A 560-nucleotide genomic window follows, 5' to 3' on the forward strand; every position below is an offset into this window, starting at 1 on the left:
AATACCTGAAGTAATTGGTATAATGAAAACGAAAGAGGAGTTGCGTCCAACAACTCCCCTGGACAGCACCGCAAAAGACGGTGGCGAATTTTTATTTTACAAAAAATAGCCAGTCTCCTGCTAAAGTGACGGCTATTTTTTGTCGTTTTTAAGCATAGTAACGATCAAACTGACTAAAGCGATGGTGAAAGTACCAAAGCCAAGCATGGTTTGAACGATCTCATATGCGGACAAAAAGCGAACTCCTTTCATAGATTTTAGTACTTATTCCCATAAGCACCACCACCTTTGTGAAAAGTTGCCACCGTCGATCCACTTTACTGTCGAGTTTATTGTAGCATATTATCGCCACGAGAAACGTACTTTTTAAAACATAAAAACGTTATTTTTATTTAGGGTTTTTAAGAGGGATTCTATCTTTAAGAACGTTGTAAATACCTAAAGTAACTGGTATAATAAAAACGAAAGAGGAGTTGCGACCAACAACTCCCCTGGACAGCACCGCGAAAGACGGTGACCGTTTAATCAGATATTTCAAAGAGAAATAGCCAGACTTCGGT

At 38.9% G+C, this 560-nt stretch carries 1 pseudogene; it reads right to left on the reverse strand.

The window, feature by feature from the left end:
- Positions 1 to 132: 132 nt before the first annotated feature.
- Positions 133 to 274: pseudogene (gene pepG1, locus AB3H93_RS14155) on the reverse strand (type I toxin-antitoxin system toxin PepG1).
- Positions 275 to 560: the final 286 nt, after the last annotated feature.

Origin of the sequence: Enterococcus sp. C74 (genome assembly GCF_040887125.1) — a bacterium.
Taxonomy (GTDB): Bacteria; Bacillota; Bacilli; order Lactobacillales; family Enterococcaceae; genus Enterococcus_B; species Enterococcus_B hirae.